This window comes from Motilibacter aurantiacus (genome assembly GCF_011250645.1).
In the GTDB taxonomy this organism is placed as follows: Bacteria; Actinomycetota; Actinomycetes; order Motilibacterales; family Motilibacteraceae; genus Motilibacter_A; species Motilibacter_A aurantiacus.
In genome coordinates this window covers 422,545-443,672 of record NZ_JAANNO010000002.1, presented here as the reverse complement: position 1 = coordinate 443,672, position 21,128 = coordinate 422,545, and the positions used below count along the sequence as shown (strand labels likewise).

General features: G+C 73.6%; 19 protein-coding genes and 1 tRNA gene. 11 read left to right on the top strand and 9 right to left on the bottom strand.

Translation table 11 applies throughout. From position 1 onward, the window contains the following. Positions 1 to 12 precede the first annotated feature (12 nt). The 5 genes from G9H72_RS05975 to G9H72_RS05955 all read right to left on the bottom strand — a co-directional run bounded on the left by G9H72_RS05975 (position 13) and on the right by G9H72_RS05955 (position 6,587). Positions 13 to 186: a DUF6104 family protein gene (locus G9H72_RS05975; protein ID WP_166168832.1), complete on the bottom strand. Its 174-nt coding sequence runs from the start codon at positions 184 to 186 to the stop codon at positions 13 to 15. Between the two features lies 1 nt (position 187). After that, complete coding sequence (locus G9H72_RS05970; protein WP_166168830.1) at positions 188 to 4,027, bottom strand: multifunctional oxoglutarate decarboxylase/oxoglutarate dehydrogenase thiamine pyrophosphate-binding subunit/dihydrolipoyllysine-residue succinyltransferase subunit; 3,840 nt, start codon at positions 4,025 to 4,027, stop codon at positions 188 to 190. 129 nt (positions 4,028 to 4,156) lie between these two features. Then, positions 4,157 to 4,813 carry a DsbA family oxidoreductase gene (locus G9H72_RS05965; protein WP_166168828.1) on the bottom strand — a complete coding sequence of 219 codons (657 nt, stop codon included), beginning with the start codon at positions 4,811 to 4,813 and terminating at the stop codon, positions 4,157 to 4,159. Beyond that, the gene (locus G9H72_RS05960) at positions 4,810 to 5,937 is read right to left on the bottom strand and encodes a baeRF2 domain-containing protein (RefSeq protein ID WP_166168826.1); all 1,128 of its coding nucleotides are present in this window, start codon (positions 5,935 to 5,937) and stop codon (positions 4,810 to 4,812) included. The genes G9H72_RS05965 and G9H72_RS05960 overlap by 4 nt, the downstream gene beginning before the upstream one ends. Further along, the gene (locus G9H72_RS05955; protein WP_196790789.1) at positions 5,934 to 6,587 is read right to left on the bottom strand and encodes a nucleotidyltransferase family protein; all 654 of its coding nucleotides are present in this window, start codon (positions 6,585 to 6,587) and stop codon (positions 5,934 to 5,936) included. The genes G9H72_RS05960 and G9H72_RS05955 overlap by 4 nt, the downstream gene beginning before the upstream one ends. 114 nt (positions 6,588 to 6,701) lie before the next feature. On the opposite strand from G9H72_RS05955, the gene G9H72_RS05950 reads away from it, so the two are divergent. Further along, positions 6,702 to 7,115, top strand: a complete 414-nt coding sequence (locus G9H72_RS05950; RefSeq protein ID WP_166168824.1) for a DUF2795 domain-containing protein — start codon at positions 6,702 to 6,704, stop codon at positions 7,113 to 7,115. On the opposite strand, the gene G9H72_RS05945 is transcribed toward G9H72_RS05950, so the two are convergent. Continuing rightward, positions 7,116 to 8,126, bottom strand: coding sequence for a GGDEF domain-containing protein (locus tag G9H72_RS05945; RefSeq protein WP_166168822.1), 1,011 nt, complete (start codon positions 8,124 to 8,126; stop codon positions 7,116 to 7,118). It lies immediately after the preceding gene. Between the two features lie 145 nt (positions 8,127 to 8,271). Between G9H72_RS05945 and G9H72_RS05940 the strand changes: the two genes are divergently transcribed. Further along, on the top strand, positions 8,272 to 8,946 hold the full coding sequence (locus G9H72_RS05940; RefSeq protein WP_166168820.1) for a VOC family protein: 675 nt from the start codon (positions 8,272 to 8,274) through the stop codon (positions 8,944 to 8,946). Between the two features lie 8 nt (positions 8,947 to 8,954). Here the strand turns inward: G9H72_RS05940 and yczE are convergent, their stop codons facing one another. Beyond that, positions 8,955 to 9,620, bottom strand: a complete 666-nt coding sequence (gene yczE / locus G9H72_RS05935) for a membrane protein YczE (RefSeq protein ID WP_166168818.1) — start codon at positions 9,618 to 9,620, stop codon at positions 8,955 to 8,957. A 134-nt stretch (positions 9,621 to 9,754) separates the two neighbouring features. Here yczE and G9H72_RS05930 point away from each other — a divergent pair, with 134 nt between their 5' ends. After that, entirely contained in the window at positions 9,755 to 11,023 is a 1,269-nt protein-coding gene (locus G9H72_RS05930; protein ID WP_166169038.1) for a D-arabinono-1,4-lactone oxidase, read from the top strand. Between the two features lies 1 nt (position 11,024). Here the strand turns inward: G9H72_RS05930 and G9H72_RS05925 are convergent, their stop codons facing one another. Next, the gene (locus G9H72_RS05925; RefSeq protein WP_331272024.1) at positions 11,025 to 11,672 is read right to left on the bottom strand and encodes a YitT family protein; all 648 of its coding nucleotides are present in this window, start codon (positions 11,670 to 11,672) and stop codon (positions 11,025 to 11,027) included. A 100-nt stretch (positions 11,673 to 11,772) separates the two neighbouring features. Here G9H72_RS05925 and G9H72_RS05920 point away from each other — a divergent pair, with 100 nt between their 5' ends. Beyond that, positions 11,773 to 12,237 carry an Lrp/AsnC family transcriptional regulator gene (locus G9H72_RS05920; protein ID WP_331272023.1) on the top strand — a complete coding sequence of 155 codons (465 nt, stop codon included), beginning with the start codon at positions 11,773 to 11,775 and terminating at the stop codon, positions 12,235 to 12,237. Positions 12,238 to 12,641: 404 nt separating this feature from the next. Here the strand turns inward: G9H72_RS05920 and G9H72_RS05915 are convergent. Continuing rightward, a tRNA-Arg gene (locus G9H72_RS05915) sits at positions 12,642 to 12,713 on the bottom strand. Between the two features lie 102 nt (positions 12,714 to 12,815). On the opposite strand from G9H72_RS05915, the gene G9H72_RS05910 reads away from it, so the two are divergent. The 7 genes from G9H72_RS05910 to thrB all read left to right on the top strand — a co-directional run bounded on the left by G9H72_RS05910 (position 12,816) and on the right by thrB (position 20,772). Further along, the gene (locus G9H72_RS05910; RefSeq protein ID WP_331272022.1) at positions 12,816 to 13,202 is read left to right on the top strand and encodes a response regulator; all 387 of its coding nucleotides are present in this window, start codon (positions 12,816 to 12,818) and stop codon (positions 13,200 to 13,202) included. Positions 13,203 to 13,512: 310 nt separating this feature from the next. Beyond that, entirely contained in the window at positions 13,513 to 14,244 is a 732-nt protein-coding gene (locus G9H72_RS05905) for a hypothetical protein (protein ID WP_166168814.1), read from the top strand. A gap of 40 nt (positions 14,245 to 14,284) precedes the next feature. Continuing rightward, positions 14,285 to 15,946: an arginine--tRNA ligase gene (argS, locus tag G9H72_RS05900; RefSeq protein WP_166168811.1), complete on the top strand. Its 1,662-nt coding sequence runs from the start codon at positions 14,285 to 14,287 to the stop codon at positions 15,944 to 15,946. A 3-nt stretch (positions 15,947 to 15,949) separates the two neighbouring features. Beyond that, positions 15,950 to 17,383: a diaminopimelate decarboxylase gene (gene lysA / locus G9H72_RS05895; protein WP_166168809.1), complete on the top strand. Its 1,434-nt coding sequence runs from the start codon at positions 15,950 to 15,952 to the stop codon at positions 17,381 to 17,383. 1 nt (position 17,384) lies between these two features. Continuing rightward, on the top strand, positions 17,385 to 18,668 hold the full coding sequence (locus G9H72_RS05890) for a homoserine dehydrogenase (RefSeq protein WP_331272021.1): 1,284 nt from the start codon (positions 17,385 to 17,387) through the stop codon (positions 18,666 to 18,668). A gap of 98 nt (positions 18,669 to 18,766) precedes the next feature. Then, positions 18,767 to 19,837 (top strand): threonine synthase, encoded by a 1,071-nt coding sequence (gene thrC / locus G9H72_RS05885; RefSeq protein ID WP_166168807.1) that lies wholly within the window; start codon positions 18,767 to 18,769, stop codon positions 19,835 to 19,837. A 5-nt stretch (positions 19,838 to 19,842) separates the two neighbouring features. Then, positions 19,843 to 20,772, top strand: coding sequence for a homoserine kinase (gene thrB / locus G9H72_RS05880; RefSeq protein ID WP_166168805.1), 930 nt, complete (start codon positions 19,843 to 19,845; stop codon positions 20,770 to 20,772). Positions 20,773 to 21,128: the final 356 nt, after the last annotated feature.

The window sequence follows — 21,128 nt, the reverse complement described above, 5'->3', positions numbered from 1 at the left end:
CGCCGGCAGGCCTCAGTCCTCGTCGTCGGCGCGCGCCAGCCAGGTGGCGAGCCGCTCGATCGGCACCTCGTGCTCGGGGTTCAGGTCCACGAAGAGCCGCAGCCGCTCGGCGAGCCAGGCCAGGGTGACCTCCTCGTCACCCCTCCTGGTCTCCAGCTCCTCGATCCCCCGGTCGCTGGCGTACACGTCAGCGGTCGAACGCGGCCGCGACCAGCTCGCGCTGCTCGGCCTCGTGCGCCTTGTGCGAGCCGACCGCGGGCGAGGCAGACGCCGGGCGCGAGACGCGCCGGATCTGCCGACCCTGCAGCTGGTCCGGCAGGTTGAGCAGCACGAACGGCCAGGCCCCCTGGTTGCCCGGCTCCTCCTGCACCCAGACCAGCTCGGCGTTGGGGAACCGCGAGACCGCCTCCAGGATCTCCCGGGCCGGCAGCGGCGCGATCTGCTCCACGCGCACGATGGCGGTCCGGTCGTCCGAGCGGCGCGTGCGCTCGGCTGCCAGGTCCCAGTAGACCTTGCCGGCGCAGAGCAGCACCCGGTCCACGCGCTCGGGGTCGACCGGCCCCTCCTCGCCGATGACCGGGCGGAACGTGCCGGACGTGAACTCCTCCGGCCCGGACACCGCCTCCTTGCGGCGCAGCATCGACTTCGGCGTCGCGACGATCAGCGGGCGGCGCGGCTCGTGGTATGCCTGCCAGCGCAGCAGGTGGAAGTAGCTCGCCGGGGTGGTGGGGGCGGCGACCGTCATGTTGTCCTCGGCGCACAGCTGGAGGAAACGCTCGATGCGCGCGGAGGAGTGGTCCGGCCCCTGGCCCTCGTAGCCGTGCGGCAGCAGCAGCACGACGGAGGAGCGCTGCCCCCACTTCTGCTCGGAGGAGGAGATGAACTCGTCGACGATCGTCTGGGCGCCGTTGACGAAATCGCCGAACTGCGCCTCCCACAGCACGAGGACCTCGGGGCGCACGACGGAGTAGCCGTACTCGAAGCCCATCGCCGCGAACTCCGACAGCAGCGAGTCGTAGACGTAGAAGCGGCCCTGGTTGGTCGAGAGGTTCGCCAGCGGCGTCCACTCGTCGCCCGTGTGCCGGTCGGTCAGCACGGCGTGGCGCTGCACGAAGGTGCCGCGCCGGCTGTCCTGGCCGGCCAGCCGCACCGGGACGCGCTCGAGCAGCAGCGAGCCGAAGGCGTACAGCTCGCCCATCGCCCAGTCGATGCCGCCCTCGGTCGACATCGCCGCCCGCCGCTCGAGCAGCGAACGCAGCTTCGGGTGCACGGTGAAGCCCTCGGGCATCGCCACGTGGGCGTCGGAGATCCGCTTGATGACCTCCGGCGACACCGCGGTGGGCAGCGCGTGCGCGTGCCCGGTCTGGCGCTGCTCGTCCGGGGCCTCGAGCGCACCGGAGCCCGCCGCGCCGGTCTCGCGGGTCTCGTTGAAGACCCGTTCGAGCTGCTCCTGGAAGTCGCGCAGCGCCTGCTCCGCCTCCTCGACGGTGATGTCGCCGCGTCCGATGAGCGCCTCGGTGTAGAGCTTGCGCACCGAGCGCTTCTGCTCGATCAGGGAGTACATCAGCGGCTGCGTCATCGACGGGTCGTCGCCCTCGTTGTGGCCACGGCGGCGGTAGCACACCATGTCGATGACGACGTCCTTGCGGAACTTCTGCCGGAACTCGAACGCCAGGCGGGCGACCCGGACGCAGGCCTCGGGGTCGTCGCCGTTCACGTGGAAGATCGGCGCCTGGATCATGCGCGCCACATCGGTCGAGTAGAACGACGAGCGCGAGGACGCGGGCGAGGTCGTGAAGCCGACCTGGTTGTTGACGACCACGTGGACGGTGCCGCCGGTGCGGTAGCCGCGCAGCTGGGAGAGGTTGAGCGTCTCGGCCACGACGCCCTGGCCGGCGAAGGCCGCGTCGCCGTGGATGAGCACGGGCAGCACGGTGTAGCCGGACTCGCCGCCGCCCTTGTTCAGCCGGTCCTGCTTGGCACGCACGATGCCCTCGAGGACGGGGTCGACCGCCTCCAGGTGCGAGGGGTTGGCCGCGAGGTAGACCTTGCACTTGGCGCCGCTGTTGGCGGTGAACGTGCCCTGCGTGCCCAGGTGGTACTTCACGTCGCCGGAGCCCTGGACCGACTTGGGGTCCTGGTTGCCCTCGAACTCACGGAAGATCTGCGCGTACGACTTGCCGGCGAGGTTCGCGAGCACGTTGAGCCGGCCGCGGTGAGCCATGCCGATCGCTGCCTCGTCGAGCCCGGCGTCGGCAGCCTCGGACAGCAGCGCGTCGACGAGCGGGATCAGCGACTCCCCGCCCTCGAGGGAGAACCGCTTCTGCCCGACGAACTTGGTCTGCAGGAAGGTCTCGAACGCCTCGGCGGAGTTCAGCCGGCGCAGGATGCGCAGCTGCTCCTGGGTGTCGGTCTTGGTGTGGGGCGACTCGACCTTCGACTGGATCCAGCGCCGCTCCTCCGGGTCCTGGATGTGCATGTACTCGATGCCGACGCGGCGGCAGTACGAGTCGCGCAGCACCCCGAGGATGTCGCGCAGGGTCGCCATCGGCTTCTTGCCGAACCCGCCCGTCGCGAACTCACGGTCGAGGTCCCACAGCGTCAGGCCGTGGTTGGTGATGTCCAGGTCGGGGTGCGAGCGCTGGCGGAACTCCAGCGGGTCGGTGTCGGCCATGAGGTGGCCGCGCACCCGGTACGCGTGGATGAGCTCCTGGACGCGGGCCTGCTTGGTGACGTCGTTCTCGTGCGACCACGCGACGTCGGCGGCCCACCGGATCGGCTCGTAGGGGATCCGCAGCGCGCGGAAGATGTCGTCGTAGAACCCGTCCTCGCCCAGCAGCAGCAGGTGGACGCGACGCAGGAACTCCCCGGACTGCGCGCCCTGGATGACGCGGTGGTCGTAGGTGGAGGTGAGGGTGAGGACCTTGCTGACCGCGAGCCGGGCCAGCGTCTCCGGAGAGGCGCCCTGGTACTCGGCCGGGTAGTCCATCGCCCCGACGCCGACGATCGTGCCCTGCCCCTTCATCAGGCGCGGGACCGAGTGGACGGTGCCGATGGTGCCCGGGTTGGTCAGGCTGATCGTGGTGCCGGCGAAGTCGTCGGCGGTCAGCTTGCCGCCGCGCGCCCGCCGCACGATGTCCTCGTACGCCGCCCAGAACTGGGCGAAGTCCATCGTGTCCGCGGCCTTGATCGCCGGGACGAGGAGCTGGCGGGTGCCGTCGGGCTTGGAGATGTCGATGGCCAGGCCGAGCCCGACGTGCTCGGGGCCTATGACCGCGGGCTTGCCGTCCGCCTCGCCGTACGAGACGTTCATGTCCGGCATGCCCTGGACGGCGCGCACGACCGCGTAGCCGATCAGGTGGGTGAACGAGATCTTCCCGCCCCGGCCGCGGGCCAGGTGGTTGTTGATGACGATGCGGTTGTCGATGAGCAGCTTCGCCGGCACCGCGCGCACGCTGGTGGCGGTGGGGACCTCGAGCGAGGCCTCCATGTTCGTCACGACCCGGGCGGCCGGGCCGCGCAGCGGGGTCACCGACGAGCCGCCGGCCTTGGCCTGGGTGGCCGCCGGGCGGGGCGGCTGGTTCGGCGTGGTGGACACCTCGCGCGCCGCGGACGGCGTCGCCGAGGGGACGGGGGCCGCCGCCGGGGTCGTCGTCGTCGGGGCGTCGGCCCGGGCGCCGGGGGCGACCGGGTGCGCAGCCGTCGGGGTCGGGGCGGGGGCCGAGGGCGGGGGAGCGGTCGTGCCCTGCGGCGCCGGGCGCTGGGACGGCGCGGTGCGCTGGGCCGGCGCCGAGCTGGACGCCGAGCTGGACGACGAGCTGGACGAGGGCGCGGGCGCTGCGGGCCGGCTCGCGCCGTTCGGTCCCGTGTCCCCGTGGGTGTGCTTGAAGTCCTCGAAGAAGCCGATCCACGCCTTGTCCAGCGAGGCGGGGTCCTGGAGGTACTTCTCGTACATCTCGGCGACGAGCCACTCGTTGGGCCCGAAGCCCTCCGTGGGGTCATCCTGCGGGGACGGAGACTGCGACACGGCGGTGTTCGCCTACTTTCGAACCTCGACTGGCCTGGGCTGCCGGTAGGCCAGGCTATCTGCTTGTGTCCGATACGGGCCTCCCGCCCCCTGCGGCGCAGGCGGGGGGCGGGAGGCAGGCCCCGGACCTCAGCCCTCCGGCGCGAGCGCCCTGCGCAGCAGCTCGTCCCACACCCCGGGGTCGTCGCTGCCGTCGTCCCCGATGCCGGGGTTGAACACGGCCGACCCGTCGCTCAGGCGTACGTGCGGGCTGCCCTCGATCCGGAGCTCGCCCGTCAGCTCCCAGTCGCGCCGCACCGCGTCCCGCCCCGCGTCCAGCTGCCCCTCGAGCGCGTCCACGTCGAGCTCGGGGACCTCGCGGGCGACGGCCAGGACCTCGCCCGGGGTGCCGATCGGACGGCTCTGCGCGAACAGGGCGCGGCGCAACGCCCAGTCGAGCGCCTCGCTCGCCGGCAGCCCTCCGGCCCGCTCCTCCTTGGCGGCCTGCACCGCGGCGAGCGCGTCGAGGAAGCTGCCCGGCCAGTCCCCGTGCTCCCCGGACCAGGGGCGTGTCCCGAAGGCCGGCTCGCGGGCGAGGACCTCGACGGCCTCGTCCGCGAGCGGCGGCACGGGCCGGCCGTTGGCCAGCTCGAGCGGGAACGCCCGGTGGTCGACGCGCACGTCGAGCTCGAGGCCCAGCCGCTCGCGCGCGGCCCGCAGCCGGACGACCGCGAGCGCCGCCCAGGGGCAGGCGACGTCGCTCCAGACCTGCAGCGTCCCCGGCAGGACGGAGCCGACAGCGGTCACGCCGACGGGGTCGACTCGTCGGAGTAGCGGAGCAGGGCGCCGACCCCGTCCTCCAGCTGCAGCCGGCCCTTGGGCACGACCACGACGCCGGCGTCGGTGGCGATCGTCGCCCGCAGCAGGGCCGAGTCGGCGCGCGCCGCGAACCCGTCGTCGACGCCCATGGCCTTGAGCTCGGCCTCGTCGACCGCGATCTGGGAGGGGTCCGGCCCCACGTAGACCGTGGTGTCGTCGGCGAAGTCCGCAGTGACGAGCAACGTGTCCACCTGCGCCTTCTGCAGCGCCCCCACGATCTGCGCGCGCCCGGTGAGCGCGCCGCCGTGCCCGGCGCCCGTCTGCTCGCGGAACAGCTCGACCTGGTCCTGGCTGTCGCGGACCACCTTGGCGGCGATCGCCTGGCGCACGTCCTCCTGCACGGCCTGCTCGTCGGAGCCGGCCGCCCGGCCGCCGGAGTCGAGCGTGACGACCGCCTCCTTGCCGCGCGTGCCGAGGTGCTGCTGGAACAGCTCGTTGGCGCGGGTGTCGCCGGTCACCAGGAGCAGCGGGATCGAGCTCTCGGCGAGGATCGTGTCGATCTGCTGGGCGACGTCGCTCGCGTTCGACTCCCAGAGGTTCTCGGCCCGGTGCTCGTAGCGCCGGTACGACCAGCCGCCGGCGTGCACCTTGCTGATGTGGTGCTCGCCGCCCTTGACCTCGGTGTGCTCCTCGGACTGGCCGAGCGGGCCGACCACGTCGATGTCGGCGCCGGTGCGGTCGATGTGGACCAGGACGTACGGCAGCGTCTGGCCGAGGGCCAGGGCCAGCGGGCCGAGGTCGGGGACCGGGGCGTACGTGGCCCGCTCCTGGATGCGCCCGGGGACGGCCGAGGAGAACAGCACCTCGGTGCCGGCGCCGACGAGGACGAGGGTGTTCTCGCCCGGCACGCCGGTCGGAGCGGTCGCGACCGGCTCCAGCGCGTCGAGCAGCGCGTCGGGAGCGCCGGCCTCCGCGAGCTGCTCGCGCTGGGCGCGCCAGCGCAGCTCGACCTCGTGGGCGCCCGTCTCGGTTGAGCGTGTCGCGTCGAGGTACGCGGTCACGAACGGCCCCTTCGCGGAGTACAGGTCGCGAAGGTGGGACAGGCGGGTCATGCGCTCTCCTCCTCGGAAATGCTGCGGTTGGGCTGGCTCCCGGTCCCGGACAGCGCGTAGACGCCTTCGTGGACGGGCTGGACCCCCTCCTGCCCCTCCGGAGGGGCGGTGATGCCGAGCCCGTCGGTCAGGGTGAGGAAGGCCCGGGCGTACGGCGACTCGGCCGTCTCCTCGCGGACCCGCCCCCAGTCGACCTGCTCGCGCAGGGACCGGGCGACCGCCAGCAGCGGGGACATGTTGCAGTGGTGCGCGGACAGCGCGAGGAGCTTGCCGATCATGATGTCGCTCGCGTCCAGGACCGGCATGCGCACGGACCCGACCTCGACCTCCTCGGCGCGGGCGAGCATGGCGTCGGTGACCGGGCGCCCGTTGGCGGCGTGGATCAGGTCGACCAGGCGGTCGTCGTGGAAGACCTTGACCAGCCAGTCCTCGGGGCAGCTCTCGTGCTTGAGGCCGGCCTCCGTGAGGGCGTCGATCGCCCGCGGGACGTCCGCCTCGCGCAGGAAGAAGTCGGTGTCGTGGATGCTCGGCGGCCCGCCCCGGGCGTAGACGGCGTACCCGCCGGCCAGGGCGAAGGGGATGTGGGCCTTCTTCAGCGTGACCGCGACGACCTTCGTCGTCTCGATGAGGTCGGACTCGAGCGCGCTCATGAGGAATCGGGTACCCCGGGCTGTCCGACCGGAACCGGACGTTACCGAGCACCCCTCCCGGGTACGGCTCCGGCACGACCGAAGGGTCGACCCGACAGAGGAGGACGGCGGAGCATGACCATCGAGCGCGGCAGTGACAAGCACGGGGCACGCGCGGACGAAGCCCTGGCCGGCGAGGTGGAGGGCGCGATGCGCGCCGGCCGCTCCACGCACGCCCAGGAGTGGAAGGACCCCGAGCCCTCGGGCGAGGACCAGCCGGACGTCGACCTCAACCCGAACGGCACGCTGACCGGCGGTACCGCGGCCGGCGTCGACAGCGGGGACATCGAGGGGCGCAGCCAGCTGGCGACGTTCCTCGGCAAGGAGGTCTGGCCGGCGACGGCGGACGTGCTGCGGTCCACGGCGGAGGAGAACCAGGCGCCCGACCGGGTCCTGCAGCAGCTGGCCGGGCTGCCGGGTGGGCGCACGTACGAGAACGTCCAGCAGGTGTGGGAGGACCTCGGCGGGGGCCGCGAGGAGCGCTTCTAGCTAGCCGCGCGGCGGCTCCTCCGCCCGTAGCGACGGGCGGTGGAGCCGCACGCCGGCGAGCAGCTCGGCGCGCCGCGCGGTCAGCTGCCGCATGTCGGCCGCCCGCTGGGCAAGCTCCGCGGAGCGTCGTCGCGTGCGCTCGAGCTGTTCGCGCAGGGCGGTTGGGATCGCGGCGGCCGCCTGCTTGTGCAGCCGCTTCACCTCGTACATCCGCAGGTCAGCGCGGTTCAGCAGGCTCACGGGCGCCTCACCGGGCAGCGCGCTGACCCATCCCCACGAGGCCGAGAGGCTGATGCTCCCCGCGGAGGTCGCGACCCGCTCGCGCAGTCGGCGGGCCAGCCGGTCGGAGACGGCCTGGCCGTCGAGGCAGGTGGCGTCGGGGAGCACGATCGCGAACTCGTCCCCGCCCCAGCGGGCCACGGCGTCCTCCGGCCGCACGCTCTCGAGCAGGCGCTGGGCGCAGGCGGCCAGCACCTCGTCCCCGACGACGTGCCCGAACGTGTCGTTGACCTTCTTGAAGTCGTCCAGGTCGACGACGAGGACATCGACGGCGCCCACCGCGCCCACGGCCTCGGCGCCGGCCGCGAGCACGAGCTCGAGCCGGTCCAGCAGCTGGTCCCGGGTCAGCAGTGACGACAGCGCGTCCCGGCGGCGAGTGGTGGTGGCCTGCAGGCACAGCAACAGCCACTCCGGCCCGCCGTCCGTGACGCCGAGCGGGCGGATGCTGCGGACGACGAGCTCGGAACGGCCGTCCTCGACGGGCAGCCCACGCAGGCCGGAGCCGTCGGGCGGGCGGGCCGGTGAGGCGAAGCTCCAGTCGACGCTGCTCACCAGCTGATCGAGCATCTCCGTGCCGGACCTGCGCAGCGCCGCCCGCAGCGCGGCGTTGGGCATCACCGTGCCGTCCCGCCCGACGAGGGCCAGGCAGCTCGGCGTCAGCTCGAAGGCGTCGGAGAAGGCGGCGACGGGGATCTCGGGACAGGACGGCTCGTCACGTGTGCGCGCAGGCATTCGCCACCTCCGGTGTGAGCGCTGAGCAAGTATCTGCACACGAGGAGTTGTCTAAAAAGCCTTGCGGACGAATTCGGGGTAGTTGCCCAACGCATGCGCCGAATGGCGCGGACCCGGCGCGCACCGGGCCGCTAGCCTCCGCTGCATGGAGCCGGTGCGCTGGAAGGGCCTCTGCCTCGACGCGAACGACCCCGGCCTCGTCACCGGCTTCTGGGCCCGGGCGCTTCGCCGCACGCCCCACGTGCAGGACGACGGCGACGGCGTCCTGCGCGGGGACGCGCCGGGGCAGACGGTGTGGGTCAACCGGGTCCCCGAGCCCAAGACGGCGAAGAACCGGGCCCACCTCGACCTGGTGGCCCCGAGCCTCTCGCGCTTTCTCGAGGCCGGGGCCGGCCACGTGCAGGACGATGCGTACGCGGGCCACCGGTGGGCCGTGCTGCAGGCGCCCGAGGGGGCGGAGCTCTGCGTGTTCACCGGCGACGAGCCCAGCGCGCTCGTCGTCGACAGCAACGACCCCGTGGCCGACGCCGCCTGGTGGGCCGCGGTGCTCGGCGGCACACCGGTGCCGGCTCCGGGCGGGCTGCCGCGCTGGGTCGCGGGCATACCGGAGCTTCCCTTCGACCTGATGAAGTTCGTCGGGGTGCCCGAGCCGAAGACGGTCAAGAACCGGGTGCACTGGGACGTCACCGGCGACGTCGGGAGGCTGGTCGACCGCGGGGCGCGTGTGCTCGCCGAGCCGGACGGGGAGGCGGGCTGGCACGTGCTCGCCGACCCGGCGGGCAACGAGTTCTGCGTGTTCCCGCCCGCACTCGACTCCTGAATCAGCGATCAGGTGCGGGTTCGGACCTCGAACCGGGGCAGCATCGCCTGGACGAGCGGGCCGATGCTGAGGGCGTAGAGCACGGTGCCGACGCCGATGGTGCCGCCGAGCGCCCACCCGATGGCCAGCACCGTCAGCTCCAGCGACGTGCGCACCAGGCGGACGGAGCGGCCGGTCCGCCGGACCAGCCCCGTCATCAGGCCGTCGCGCGGCCCGGGGCCGAGCTGCGCGCCGATGTAGGCCGCACCCGCGACCCCGTTGAGCACGACCCCGGCCAGCAGGAACGTGACCCTGGCCCACATGGGCTCCGGCTGCTCGACGACTGCCAGGGTCGCGTCGACCGCGAGCCCGATGACGATCGCGTTGCTCACGGTGCCGACGCCGGGCCACTGCCGCAGCGGGATCCAGAGCAGGAGCACCACGACACCGGTGACGATGACGACGGTGCCGAACGACAGGGACGTGCGCTCGGCGACCCCCTGGTGGAAGGCGTCCCAGGGGTCGAGCCCGAGCCCGGCCTGGATCATCAGCCCCATGGACGCGCCGTAGAGGACCAGCCCGGCCTGCAGCTGCACGAGGCGACGGGTGAGCCGGCCGGCGCGCAGCTGGGCGAGCGGCGAGGGCAGGGGCGGCAGGGTCGTCGTCGGTCGGGCGTCGTCGGTCACGGTGCTCACGGGTAGCGACAGTGCCAGTGGCGGCGCGCCGCCACGAGATCCAATCCGCGGGCAGTGGACCGCTCCGCCCCCCAGGAGCCCGCGCGACGACGGTTAGCGTGGAGCGACTCTTCCTCGGCTGCGGACGGACGGCGATGGCGAACCTGGAGATGAACTGGGCCGGCAACATCGTGTTCGGCGCGGAGCGCTACGCCGCGCCCACGTCCGTGGCCGAGCTGCAGCGGCTCGTCGCCGGGGCAGGCCGGGTGAGAGCCCGCGGGTCGGCGCACTCCTTCAACCGCATCGCCGACACCGACGGCCTCCAGCTGGCCGTCGAGAGCCTTCCGAGCAGCGTCGAGGTCACCACCGACGGTAGCCGCCCGACCGCGACCGTCCGCGGGGGCGTGCGCTACGCCGAGCTGACCGGGCACCTGGAGCAGGCCGGCTTCGCGCTGCACAACCTGGGCTCGCTCCCGCACATCTCGGTGGCCGGCGCCTGCGCGACCGGCACCCACGGCTCCGGCGTGACGAACGGGGGGCTCGCGACGGCGGTCTCCGGGCTCGAGCTCGTGACGGCGTCCGGCGACCTGCTCAGGCTGGACCGCAGCGACCCGCGCTTGGCCGGCGCGGTGGTGGGCCTCGGTGCGCTCGGCGTCGTCGTCGGTGTCACGCTCGACCTCGAGCCCACGTACGAGGTGCGCCAGTTCGTCTACGAGGGGCTCACCGGCGACGTGCTGCGCGAGCGGCTCGACGAGGTGCTGGCGGCGGCGTACAGCGTGAGCCTGTTCACCGACTGGCGGGGCCGGGACGTGCGCCAGGCCTGGCTCAAGCAGCGGGTCGACGAGCCGGCGTCGGCAGTCGGTGAGCCCGACTGGATGGGCGCCGTGCTGGCCGACGGCCCGCGCAACCCGGTGCCGGAGATGTCGCCGGTCCACTGCACCGAGCAGCAGGGCGCCCCCGGCGCGTGGCACGAGCGGTTGCCGCACTTCAAGCGCGGGTTCACCCCGAGCAGCGGTGAGGAGCTGCAGAGCGAGTGGTTCGTACGCCGGCAGGACGCGCGCGCCGCGCTCGACGCGCTCGACACCATCCGGGAGCGGATCGCTGGGGTGCTGCAGATCAGCGAGATCCGCACGATCGCGGCCGACGAGCTGTGGCTGAGCCCGGCGTACCAGCGCGACTGCGTCGCCTTCCACTTCACCTGGATCAAGGACACCGCCAGCGTCACGCCGGTGGTGCGCGCCGTCGAGGAGCAGCTGGCGCCGTTCGACGCGCGGCCGCACTGGGGCAAGGTCTTCGAGATGCCGGGAAGGACGGTCAGCTCGCTCTACGAGCGGATGCCCGACTTCGCGCGGCTGTCGGCGGAGCTCGACCCCGACGGCAAGTTCCGCAATGCCTTCCTCGAGGAGTACGTGCCGCGCGGCTGAGTCAGGTCGCGAGGTACCGCCCCGGCCGGTGGTTCATGGCCAGCACGACGTTGAGGACCACCGCGCCGGCCACGGACAGCAGCACCGTGCCCGCGGGGAGGGCGAGCGCCGACAGGGCGAGCACGGCCGTGTCGAGCCCGAGCTGCACGTAGCCCGCCCGCCAGCCCAGCCGTTCCTGCGCGAGCAGGGCGACGACGTTGAACCCGCCGAGGCTGGCGCGGTGGCGGAAGAGGATCAGCATCCCCACCCCCGCGGCCAGGTTGCCGACGAGCGTCCCGTACGCCGGGGCGAGCGATTCGAGCTCCACCGCACGCGGGTGCAGCAGCGAGAACGCCGCCAGCAGCCCGGTCGCGGTCACCGAGCGAGCCGCGAAGCCCCACCCCTTGCGCATGCCCGCCAGCAGGATGAACGGCAGGTTGGTCGCGAGGAAGACGACGGCGAAGGGCACCGGGAGCACCCGGTCCAGCAGCAGGCTGACGCCCGCGGTCCCGCCGGTCACCGCGTCCGCGCGGTCGATGAGGAACAGCCCCAGCGAGGCGAGGAACGAGCCCGTCACCAGGCCCGCCACGTTCTCCACGGCCGTGTGGCGCAGCTGTGGCTCGGCCTCGGGGGACAGGGCGACGGGGCGCTCCACGGTCTCGGTGCTCACGTCCGCAAGCCTGTCGAGGTCACGGCAGCCCGCGCAACTGACCGCTGCGGCGTTGAGCAATCCGCTCGATCCTGCTGCAATCCGGTGGCAGGATGCTCGCGTGGACAGGCTGGATGCCCGAATCCTCCTCGCGCTCGACGACGACCCGGACGCGACGTCCCTGGCGCTGGCCAAGCGGCTCGGCATCGCCCGGAACACGCTGCAGGCCAGGCTGCAGCGGCTGCGCACCAGCGGGGTCATCCGGGAGTTCAGCCGCCGGGTCGACCCGGCGGCCCTCGGGCGCGGGATCGTGGCGTTCGTGTCGGTCGAGCTGAGCCAGACCACCGGCCGGCGCGCCACCCTCGCCCTGCGCGCCTTTCCCGAGGTGGTCGAGATCCACTCGACGACCGGGCAGGCCGACCTGCTGCTGAAGGTCGTCGCGCGGGACCCCGCCGACCTGCACCGGCTCACCGGCGAGTTCCTCACCGTTCCCGAGGTGGTGCGTACGAGCACGACCATCTCGCTGCAGGAGGAGATGCCGTTGCGGCTGCGGGCGCTGATCGAGGAGGAGGCCGGGTCGGGTTAGGGGAGGGTCCTGCTTCACCGGTCGAGGCCGATCTCCTTGCCGGAGGGGTCGGCACGGGCTCGGCGAGGTGGGTGGCAGGTTCTCGACGGGGCCCGTTGATGTCCGCACGTTGGTGCGGCCGAGCGGCACGACTCGTCGCGGGGCGCTCGTCGTCAGGACGAGGACGTGGGGTTGCCGTGGCTGGACGGCGGCGAGGGATGAACAGCAGGGGCCCGAGCGCCAGATCGATGGGAAGCTCTCGCCCCTGGATCCCATCGCCCAAGACGGAGCGCACAGGTTGCCCAACGGACAGCCAGCGCTCGACGTACGGATTGGCCCGCCTCGCGGTCCGGTGATCGCTCCCGCACCGCTCCGACATAGCCGCCGCGAACCCGCAGCAGATCCTGCTGCGGTCCTGAAATGGGTGCCCCCGGCAGGATTCGAACCTGCGCACACGGCTCCGGAGGCCGATGCTCTATCCCCTGAGCTACGGGGGCTCGGGTTCGTAGACGGTACCAGGTGAGGTGGGCGCCACCTTGGGGCGACCCGTGCTTCTAGATCGCCGCGCGGGGCCGGGAGGCCGCCGCTAGCCTTGCCCGGTGGCGCGCGTCCTCGTCGTCGACGACACCGACAACATCCGAGAGCTCATCGTCATGAACCTCACGCTCGAGGGGTTCGAGGTCGTCACCGCGGTCGACGGGATGGACGCCCTGGAGAAGGTGGTGGACGCCGACCCCGACGTGATCACCCTCGACGTCGTCATGCCTCGGCTGGACGGCTTCAAGACCGTCGAGCGGCTGCGCGCCGACCCGCGTACCCGGAACATCCCCATCGCCATGGTGAGCGCGTCCGCCCAGGCCGACGACGTCCGGCGCGGCGAGGCGACCGGCGTGGACGCGTACGTCACGAAGCCCTTCGACCCCGACGAGCTGGTCAGGGTCGTGCGATCGCTGGTCGACGCCGGGCCCAGGGCGCTGGAGGAGTAGCTCCGCGCGGTGCTTCCGCTGCCGCGACGCGCCCCCGCGCGATGTGTCGGGAAGCCCGTCCGGCTGCGCCGAGCGGGCGATAGCGTGCGGAACGCGGAGCGGGCCGAGTCGCGGGGGCTGAGATGGGCGTCGACGGACAGCGGGCAGCGGGCTTGCCCGCGGCCGGTGGTGGGCCACCACGACGCCGGGGTCCCGTGGCGGCCGGCCGCTGCTGCGAGCGTTCGCCCCTGGGCCGCGGGTGAGCGCGGGGGAGCGGCGAGGGCCGTACGGCGACCACAGCCGGCCACGGGCACGCCCGCAACCGCAGCACATGGCCGCGCCCGACCGCGCCGCCCGCCCCGTCAGCCGCCGCACGCGCGCCGCTCTGACCGGCGTCGGGGTCGTGGTCCTCCTGGCCGCGGTCGGCCTCGTGCTGTCGTTGGCGTGGGACCGCGGGCCGAGCCCGGACGCCGTGGCGGCTGCCGGTGCGCCGGGCGCCGCGGCGGTCCAGCCGACGCCGAGCCGGGCCGCGGCGGCCGCGACGTCACCGGCCGCCTCTGCCTCTGCCTCACCGACCCCGGGGAGCGCGCGGCCCGGCAGGGCTCCTGCGCCGGCAGCGGCCACCCCGGCAGCGACCACGCCGGCCACCCCCGCCCCGACCGCGTCGTCCCAGCCCGCCCCGCCGAGGACGGCGCCGAGCCCGGCGTCCTCCCTACCCGGCCTCGCCGTGCGCACGCCCTTCTGGACCGTGATCGTCAAGAGCTGGCGGCCGGCACAGGACGGCCCGGACCGTTTGCGCGACGTCCGCCGGGTGCGGGGGCTGACCCCGATGGTGCTCTGGTCCTCGGAGTTCTCGTCCCTGCGGCCCGGGTGGTGGGCCGTGGCGCTCGGGCGGTACGACGACCGCGCGGGTGCCGAGAAGCTCCTGCGTCGCCTCGACCCGCGTCTGTCCGGCTCGGCCTACTCCCGCTGCATCGGGACGTCGGCCCAGTGCCCGCGGTCCCCGGGTGCGGGGGCGACATTCATGCACAACTCGCTCGCCGGTCGGCTGCAGCACGCCTGACGGTCGAGGAGGCCGGGGCCCATCCCGGTACCCTCGACGGGTGACTCCCACCGATCTCGCCGACGCCGTCCTCCGCGCCGTACGCGAGGCGGTCGACGCTGGTGAGCTGGCGGTGACGCCTCCGTCCGCGGTGACGGTCGAGCGGCCCAAGCAGAAGGAGCACGGCGACTACGCGACCAACGTCGCGCTCCAGCTCGCCAAGCCCGCGGGCAGGCCCCCGCGCCAGGTCGCGGAGCTGATCGCCGGCCGGCTGCGCGCCGTGGCGGGCATCTCGGCGGTCGAGATCGCCGGGCCCGGCTTCCTCAACGTCCGGCTCGAAGCCGCGGCCGCAGGCGTCGCCGCCCGCCGCATCGTCGAGGCGGGGGAGGCGTACGGGCGCAACGACTCGCTCGCCGGCCAGCGCATCGACCTCGAGTTCGTCTCGGCCAACCCGACCGGCCCGCTCCACCTCGGCCACGTGCGGTGGGCCGCCGTGGGCGACTGCCTGGGCCGGCTGCTCGACGCGTCGGGCGCGAAGGTGACGCGCGAGTTCTACGTCAACGACGCCGGGGCCCAGATGGACAAGTTCGGCGCATCGATCCGCGCCCGCGCGCTGGGCGAGGAGCCGCCGGAGGGCGGGTACCTCGGGGCGTACGTCAACGACCTCGCCCGCGAGGTGCTCGCGGCGCGCCCGGACATCCTCGAGCTGCCGGAGGACGAGCAGTCCGTCGCGTTCCGCGAGGAGGGCTACAGGGCCCAGCTCGCCGAGCAGCAGCGCACGCTCGAGTCGTTCCGCACCCACTTCGACGTGTGGTTCTCCGAGCGCACGCTGCACGCCGGCGGCGGCATCGAGAAGGCGCTCGCCACGCTGCGCGAGCAGGGCCACGTCTACGACTCCGAGGGCGCGGTCTTCCTGCGCACCAGCGACTTCGGCGACGACAAGGACCGGGTGCTGGTCAAGAGCGACGGCAGCCTCACCTACTTCGCCGCCGACTGCGCCTACTACCTGGACAAGCGGGGGCGCGGCTTCGACCGGCTCGTCTACATGCTCGGGGCCGACCACCACGGCTACGTCAACCGGCTGCGGGCCATCGCGGCGTGCGCGGGCGACGACCCCGACCAGACGGTCGAGGTGCTCATCGGGCAGTTCGTCAAGGTCGTGCAGGGCGGTGAGGAGCTCAAGCTCTCCAAGCGCGCCGGCAACGTCGTCACGCTGGAGGACGTCGTCGACCTCGCGGGCGTCGACGCCGTCCGCTACGCCCTCGCCCGGTCCTCCACCGACTCCACCCTGGTGCTCGACATCGACCTGCTCACCAAGCAGGCCAACGAGAACCCGGTGTTCTACGTGCAGTACGCCCACGCCCGCATCAGCGGGGTGCTGCGCAACGCGCGCGACCTCGGGATCGAGCGGGGGGACGCCGAGAGCTTCGACCCGTCACTGCTGTCGCACGAGCGGGAGGCCGACCTGCTCGGCGCCCTCGGCGAGTTCCCGCGCGTGGTCGCGACGTCCGCCGAGCTGCGCGAGGCGCACCGGGTCGCGCGCTACCTCGAGGCGCTCGCCGGGACGTACCACCGCTTCTACGACGCCTGCCGGGTGCTGCCCATGGGGGACGAGGAGCCGACCGACCTCAACCGTGCCCGGCTCTGGCTCTGCGAGGCGACGCGCGTCGTCCTCGCCAACGGGCTGGCCCTGCTCGGCGTCGCCGCCCCGGAGCGGATGTAGCCGATGCGCGCCCACGAGGCCGGCGCCCTGCACGGGCAGGCCGGCGACCACGGCCCGGCCTGGCTCCAGCGCCCGGAGGACGTCAACGCGCTGGTCCCGGTCCTCTGGGCCGACAACGTCTCGCGCGCGGAGGACGGCGCGCTGCGCGTCGCGGGCGCCGACGTCCGCGCGCTGGCACAGGAGTTCGGCACCCCCGCGTACATCCTCGACGAAGAGGACTTCAGGAATCGTGCACGGGCGTTCCGGGACGCGTTCGCGCCCGCGACCGTCTACTACGCCGCCAAGGCCTTCTTCTCCGTCACGGTCGCGCGGTGGCTCCTCGAGGAGGGGCTCAACGTCGACGTGAGCACGGGGGGCGAGCTCGCCGTCGCCCTGGCCGCGGGCGTGCCCGGGGATCGGCTCGTCTTCCACGGCAACAACCGCTCGGTGGGCGAGCTGGGCCGGGCGATGGACGCCGGTATCGCGCGCATCGTGGTCGACTCCTACGACGAGATCGAGCGCGTGGCGCGGGTCGCGGCCGAGCGCGGCATCCGCCAGCGGGTGATCGTCCGCGTGACCGTCGGGGTCGAGGCCCACACCCACGAGTTCATCGCGACGGCCCACGAGGACCAGAAGTTCGGCCTGTCCCTCGCGAGCGGCGCTGCCCACGAGGCCGTACGCCGCATCCTCGCCGCGCCGTCCCTGGAGCTGGTCGGCCTGCACAGCCACATCGGCTCGCAGATCTTCGACACGGCGGGCTTCGAGATCGCCGCGCGCCGCATGCTCGGCCTGCTGCACAGCCTCCGCCAGGAGCACGGGATCGAGCTGCCCGAGGTGGACCTGGGCGGCGGGTTCGGCATCGCCTACACCACCCAGGACGACCCGCAGCCGCCCGCGGTGCTCGCGAAGAGCATGCGCGCGATCGTCGAGCGCGAGTGCGCCGCCCTGGGCATGGACGTGCCGCACCTGTCGATCGAGCCCGGGCGCGCCATCGCCGGGCCGACCACCTTCACGCTCTACGAGGTCGGCACGGTCAAGGACGTCGCGCTCGACGGCGGCCGCCGGCGCGCCTACGTCGCCGTCGACGGCGGCATGAGCGACAACATCCGCACGGCGCTGTACGACGCGAGCTACTCGGCGACCCTGGCCTCCCGCAGCTCCGACGCCGGGCCGGTCCTCTCGCGGGTCGTCGGCAAGCACTGCGAGAGCGGCGACGTCGTCGTCAAGGACGAGTACCTCCCGGCGGACGTGCGCCCCGGCGACCTGATCGCCGTCCCGGGGACGGGCGCCTACTGCCGCTCGATGGCGAGCAACTACAACCACGTCCCGCGTCCGCCCGTGGTGGCCGTGCGCGACGGCGCCGCGCGGGTGCTGATCCGCCGCGAGACCGAGCAGGACCTGCTGCGCTTCGACACGGGGCTGCCCTCCGGGGGCGCCGGCACGGAAGAAGGGGCCTGACGTGGAATCGCCGTTGCGTGTCGCTCTGCTGGGATGCGGCGTCGTCGGGAGCGAGGTCGCGCGCCTGCTCGTCCAGAGCGCCGACGACCTGGCCGCCCGCGTCGGCCGCCCGATCGAGCTCGCCGGGATCGCCGTACGCCGCAAGCGCGAGCGCCCCGGCCTCCCCGTCGACCCGGAGCTGTTCACCACCGACGCCATGGGCCTGGTGACGCGCGACGACGTGGACATCGTCGTCGAGGTGATCGGCGGGATCGAGCCCGCACGGTCGCTCATCCTCGCGGCGATGAAGAACGGCGCGTCGGTCGTCAGCGCCAACAAGGCGCTGCTCGCCGAGGACGGCTCGACCCTCTTCGCGGCGGCCGAGGAGCACGGCGTGGACCTCTACTACGAGGCCGCCGTCGCCGGTGCCATCCCGATCCTGCGCCCACTGCGCGAGTCGCTCGTCGGCGATCACGTGCAGCGCGTCTTGGGAATCGTGAATGGCACGACCAACTTCATCCTTTCGAGCATGGACGAGTCCGGGGCCGGCTTCGCCGAGGCGCTCGACGAGGCGACTGCGCTCGGGTACGCCGAGGCCGACCCCACGGCGGACGTCGAGGGCTTCGACGCCGCGGCCAAGGCGGCGATCCTCGCCTCGCTCGCGTTCCACACCCGGGTCCCGCTCGGCGCGGTGCACCGCGAGGGCATCACCGAGGTGACCGCAGCGGACGTGGCCAGCGCGAAGGCGATGGGGCACGTGGTCAAGCTGCTCGCCATCGCCGAGCTCGTGGACGGGGCGGTCGCCGTCCGCGTCCACCCGGCCATGATCCCGCGCGAGCACCCGCTTGCCGGTGTGCGCGACGCGTTCAACGCCGTCTTCGTCCAGTCCGAGGCGGCCGGGGAGCTCATGTTCTACGGCCGCGGCGCCGGCGGTGCGCCGACGGCGAGCGCGGTGCTCGGCGACCTGGTCGCGGTGGCCCGCCACCGCACGGGCGACGCGCTCGGCCCGGGGGAGTCGGCGTATGCGGCCCTGCCGGTGCGCCCGATGGGCGAGACGCTCACCCGCTACCACGTGAGCCTCGACGTCGACGACCGACCGGGTGTGCTCGCCGCCGTGGCGACGGCTTTCGCCCGCCACGGCGTCTCGATCCAGACCGTGCGGCAGGAGGGGCACGCGGACGACGCGGTGCTCGTCCTCGTGACGCACACCGCGCGCGACGCCGACCTCGCAGCCACCGTCGAGGAGCTGCGCGCGCTCGAGATCGTCCGTGACGTCACGAGCGTCATGCGGGTCGAAGGGGCCTGACCCGGCGTCTCACCTGCCGGTCAACCTCGTCAGAAGCGGGGGCCCGGCGGCTCCCGTCCCCTACGCTTGTCCGCATCCCCACGCATCTGGAGGCCCGCGTGAGCGCGCGCACCGCCCCGTGGCGGGGTGTCGTGGAGGAGTTCCGCGACCGCCTGCCCGTCACCGCCGACACCCCGGTCGTCACCCTCCTCGAGGGCAACACGCCGCTCGTCCCCGCCGGTGAGCTGTCCGCCCGCACCGGGTGCGACGTCCACCTCAAGGTCGAGGGCGCGAACCCGACCGGGTCGTTCAAGGACCGCGGCATGACCGTGGCGATGAGCGTGGCGATCGGGGAGGGCGCCAAGGCGGTCATCTGCGCCTCCACGGGCAACACCAGCGCGTCGGCCGCCGCGTACGCCGCCCGGGCCGGCGTCCGCAGCGCCGTCCTGGTGCCGCAGGGCAAGATCGCGACCGGCAAGCTCGCGCAGGCCGTGATCCACGGGGCGACGATCCTGCAGGTCACCGACGGCGGGTTCGACGAGTGCCTCGTCCTCGCCCGCGACCTGTCCGAGCGCTTTCCCGTCGCGCTGGTCAACTCGGTGAACCCCGTCCGCCTGCAGGGGCAGAAGACGGCGGCGTTCGAGGTCGTCGGCGCGCTCGGCGACGCCCCCGACATCCACTGCCTGCCGGTCGGCAACGCCGGCAACGTCTCCGCGTACTGGATCGGCTACACGGAGGAGCAGGCGGCCGGCAACGCGACGCAGCGCCCGCGCATGTGGGGCTTCCAGGCCGCCGGCGCCGCACCGCTGGTGTCGGGCCAGCCGGTGCCGAACCCGGAGACCATCGCCACCGCCATCCGCATCGGCAACCCGGCCTCCTGGGCGCTCGCCGTCGCCGCGCGCGACGAGTCCGGTGGCGTCGTCGAGGCGGTCACCGACCAGCAGATCCTCGCGGCCCAGCGCCTGCTGGCCGACCGCGAAGGGGTCTTCGTCGAGCCGGCCTCGGCCGCCGGCGTCGCCGGCCTGCTCGCCCGGGCCGAGCGCGGCGAGGTCGACCCGGGCCAGCGCATCGTCTGCACGGTCACCGGCCACGGCCTCAAGGACCCGCAGTGGGCGATGCCCGAGGGCGTCGCGCCGGTCGCCGTGCCGGTCGACGCGTCCGCGGCCGCGGCCGCGCTCGGGCTGGCCTGACCCGGGTGGGGGAGACCCCGGCCGAGGCGTCCCTCGTCCGCGGCGCCGTCGCGCTGCAGGTGCCGGCCACCAGCGCGAACCTGGGTCCCGGCTTCGACGCGTTCGGCCTCGCCGTCGGCCTCCACGACGAGGTCACCGTGCAGGCGCTCGAGACGGGCGTCCAGGTGCAGGTCGAGGGGGAGGGCGCCGTCGACGTGCCCCGTGACGAGCGGCACCTCATCGTCCGGGCCATGGCGGAGACGTTCGACGCCATGGGCGTCCGCATGCCCGGCGTCGCGCTCACCTGCGTCAACCGCATCCCGCACGGGCGAGGCCTCGGCTCGTCGTCGGCGGCGATCGTCGCGGGAGTGCTGGCGGCGCGCGCGCTCGTCACCGACGGCAGCGACCGGCTTCCCGACGCGGCGGCGCTGGAGGTCGCCGCCCGGCTCGAGGGGCACCCCGACAACGTCGCCCCCTGCCTGCTCGGCGGCTTCACGGTGGCCTGGCAGGAGCACGGCCGCAGCCGAGCCGTCCGGCTCGAGCCCGTCGAGGGCCTCGCCGCCGTCGCGTACGTCCCCAGCGAGCCGGTCGCGACGGAGTACGCGCGCTCGCTGCTCCCCGCTGCGGTGCCGCACCCGGACGCCGCCCGCAACGCCGGCCGCGCCGCGCTGCTCGTGCACGCCCTCACCGCGGACCCGGGGCTGCTGCTGACCGCGACCGAGGACCGGCTCCACCAGGGCTACCGGGAGCCGGCGATGCCGCGCTCGGCCGCGCTGGTCGCCCGGCTGCGGTCCGCGGGCGTCCCGGCCGTGATCTCCGGTGCAGGCCCGACCGTCCTCGCGCTCGTGCCCCCCTCCGCCGCCGCCGCCCTGGCTGCCGAGGGCGAGCCCGGCTTCCGTGCGCTGGTGCTGCCGCTCGAGCGGCAGGGTGCCCGCGTGCGCCACGACGGACGCTGAGCGCCGCGAGCACCGACCGGTAGTCGGCGCGACACGGTATCCTCGTGTCACGGCAGATGACGCGGCTCCTCCGCGTTATAGTCGTTGTGCACCGATCGACCTTCGGGCTCCCGGTGTATTCGACCGTCTCGACGGCTTCCGCCCTGGTGTGACGCTCGCGACACACTGGTCTCAAGTGTGCTGTTGGCCCGTGCCGCCCCCCGGGCTGTCGCTCGCTTCTCGTCCGCGGAAGCCGCGAGCCCTTCGACCCGTCGTCGCTGTCCGGCGACGGTTTCACCCCCACATCAGCCCGCCGATCCCGGCGGGAATGCCCCGCAAACCCCGGGGCCGCTGACCGGGACCCTCCCCGCCAGGGG

Coding starts and splice junctions, on each gene's coding strand:
- G9H72_RS05955 (WP_196790789.1), bottom strand. CDS start 6,587: ATGAGCGCGCTCGAGTCCGACCTCATCGAGACGACGAAGGTCGTCGCG.
- G9H72_RS05960 (WP_166168826.1), bottom strand. CDS start 5,937: ATGACCCGCCTGTCCCACCTTCGCGACCTGTACTCCGCGAAGGGGCCG.
- G9H72_RS05950 (WP_166168824.1), top strand. CDS start 6,702: ATGACCATCGAGCGCGGCAGTGACAAGCACGGGGCACGCGCGGACGAA.
- G9H72_RS05930 (WP_166169038.1), top strand. CDS start 9,755: ATGGCGAACCTGGAGATGAACTGGGCCGGCAACATCGTGTTCGGCGCG.
- G9H72_RS05945 (WP_166168822.1), bottom strand. CDS start 8,126: ATGCCTGCGCGCACACGTGACGAGCCGTCCTGTCCCGAGATCCCCGTC.
- lysA (WP_166168809.1), top strand. CDS start 15,950: ATGCGCGCCCACGAGGCCGGCGCCCTGCACGGGCAGGCCGGCGACCAC.
- G9H72_RS05940 (WP_166168820.1), top strand. CDS start 8,272: ATGGAGCCGGTGCGCTGGAAGGGCCTCTGCCTCGACGCGAACGACCCC.
- G9H72_RS05905 (WP_166168814.1), top strand. CDS start 13,513: ATGGCCGCGCCCGACCGCGCCGCCCGCCCCGTCAGCCGCCGCACGCGC.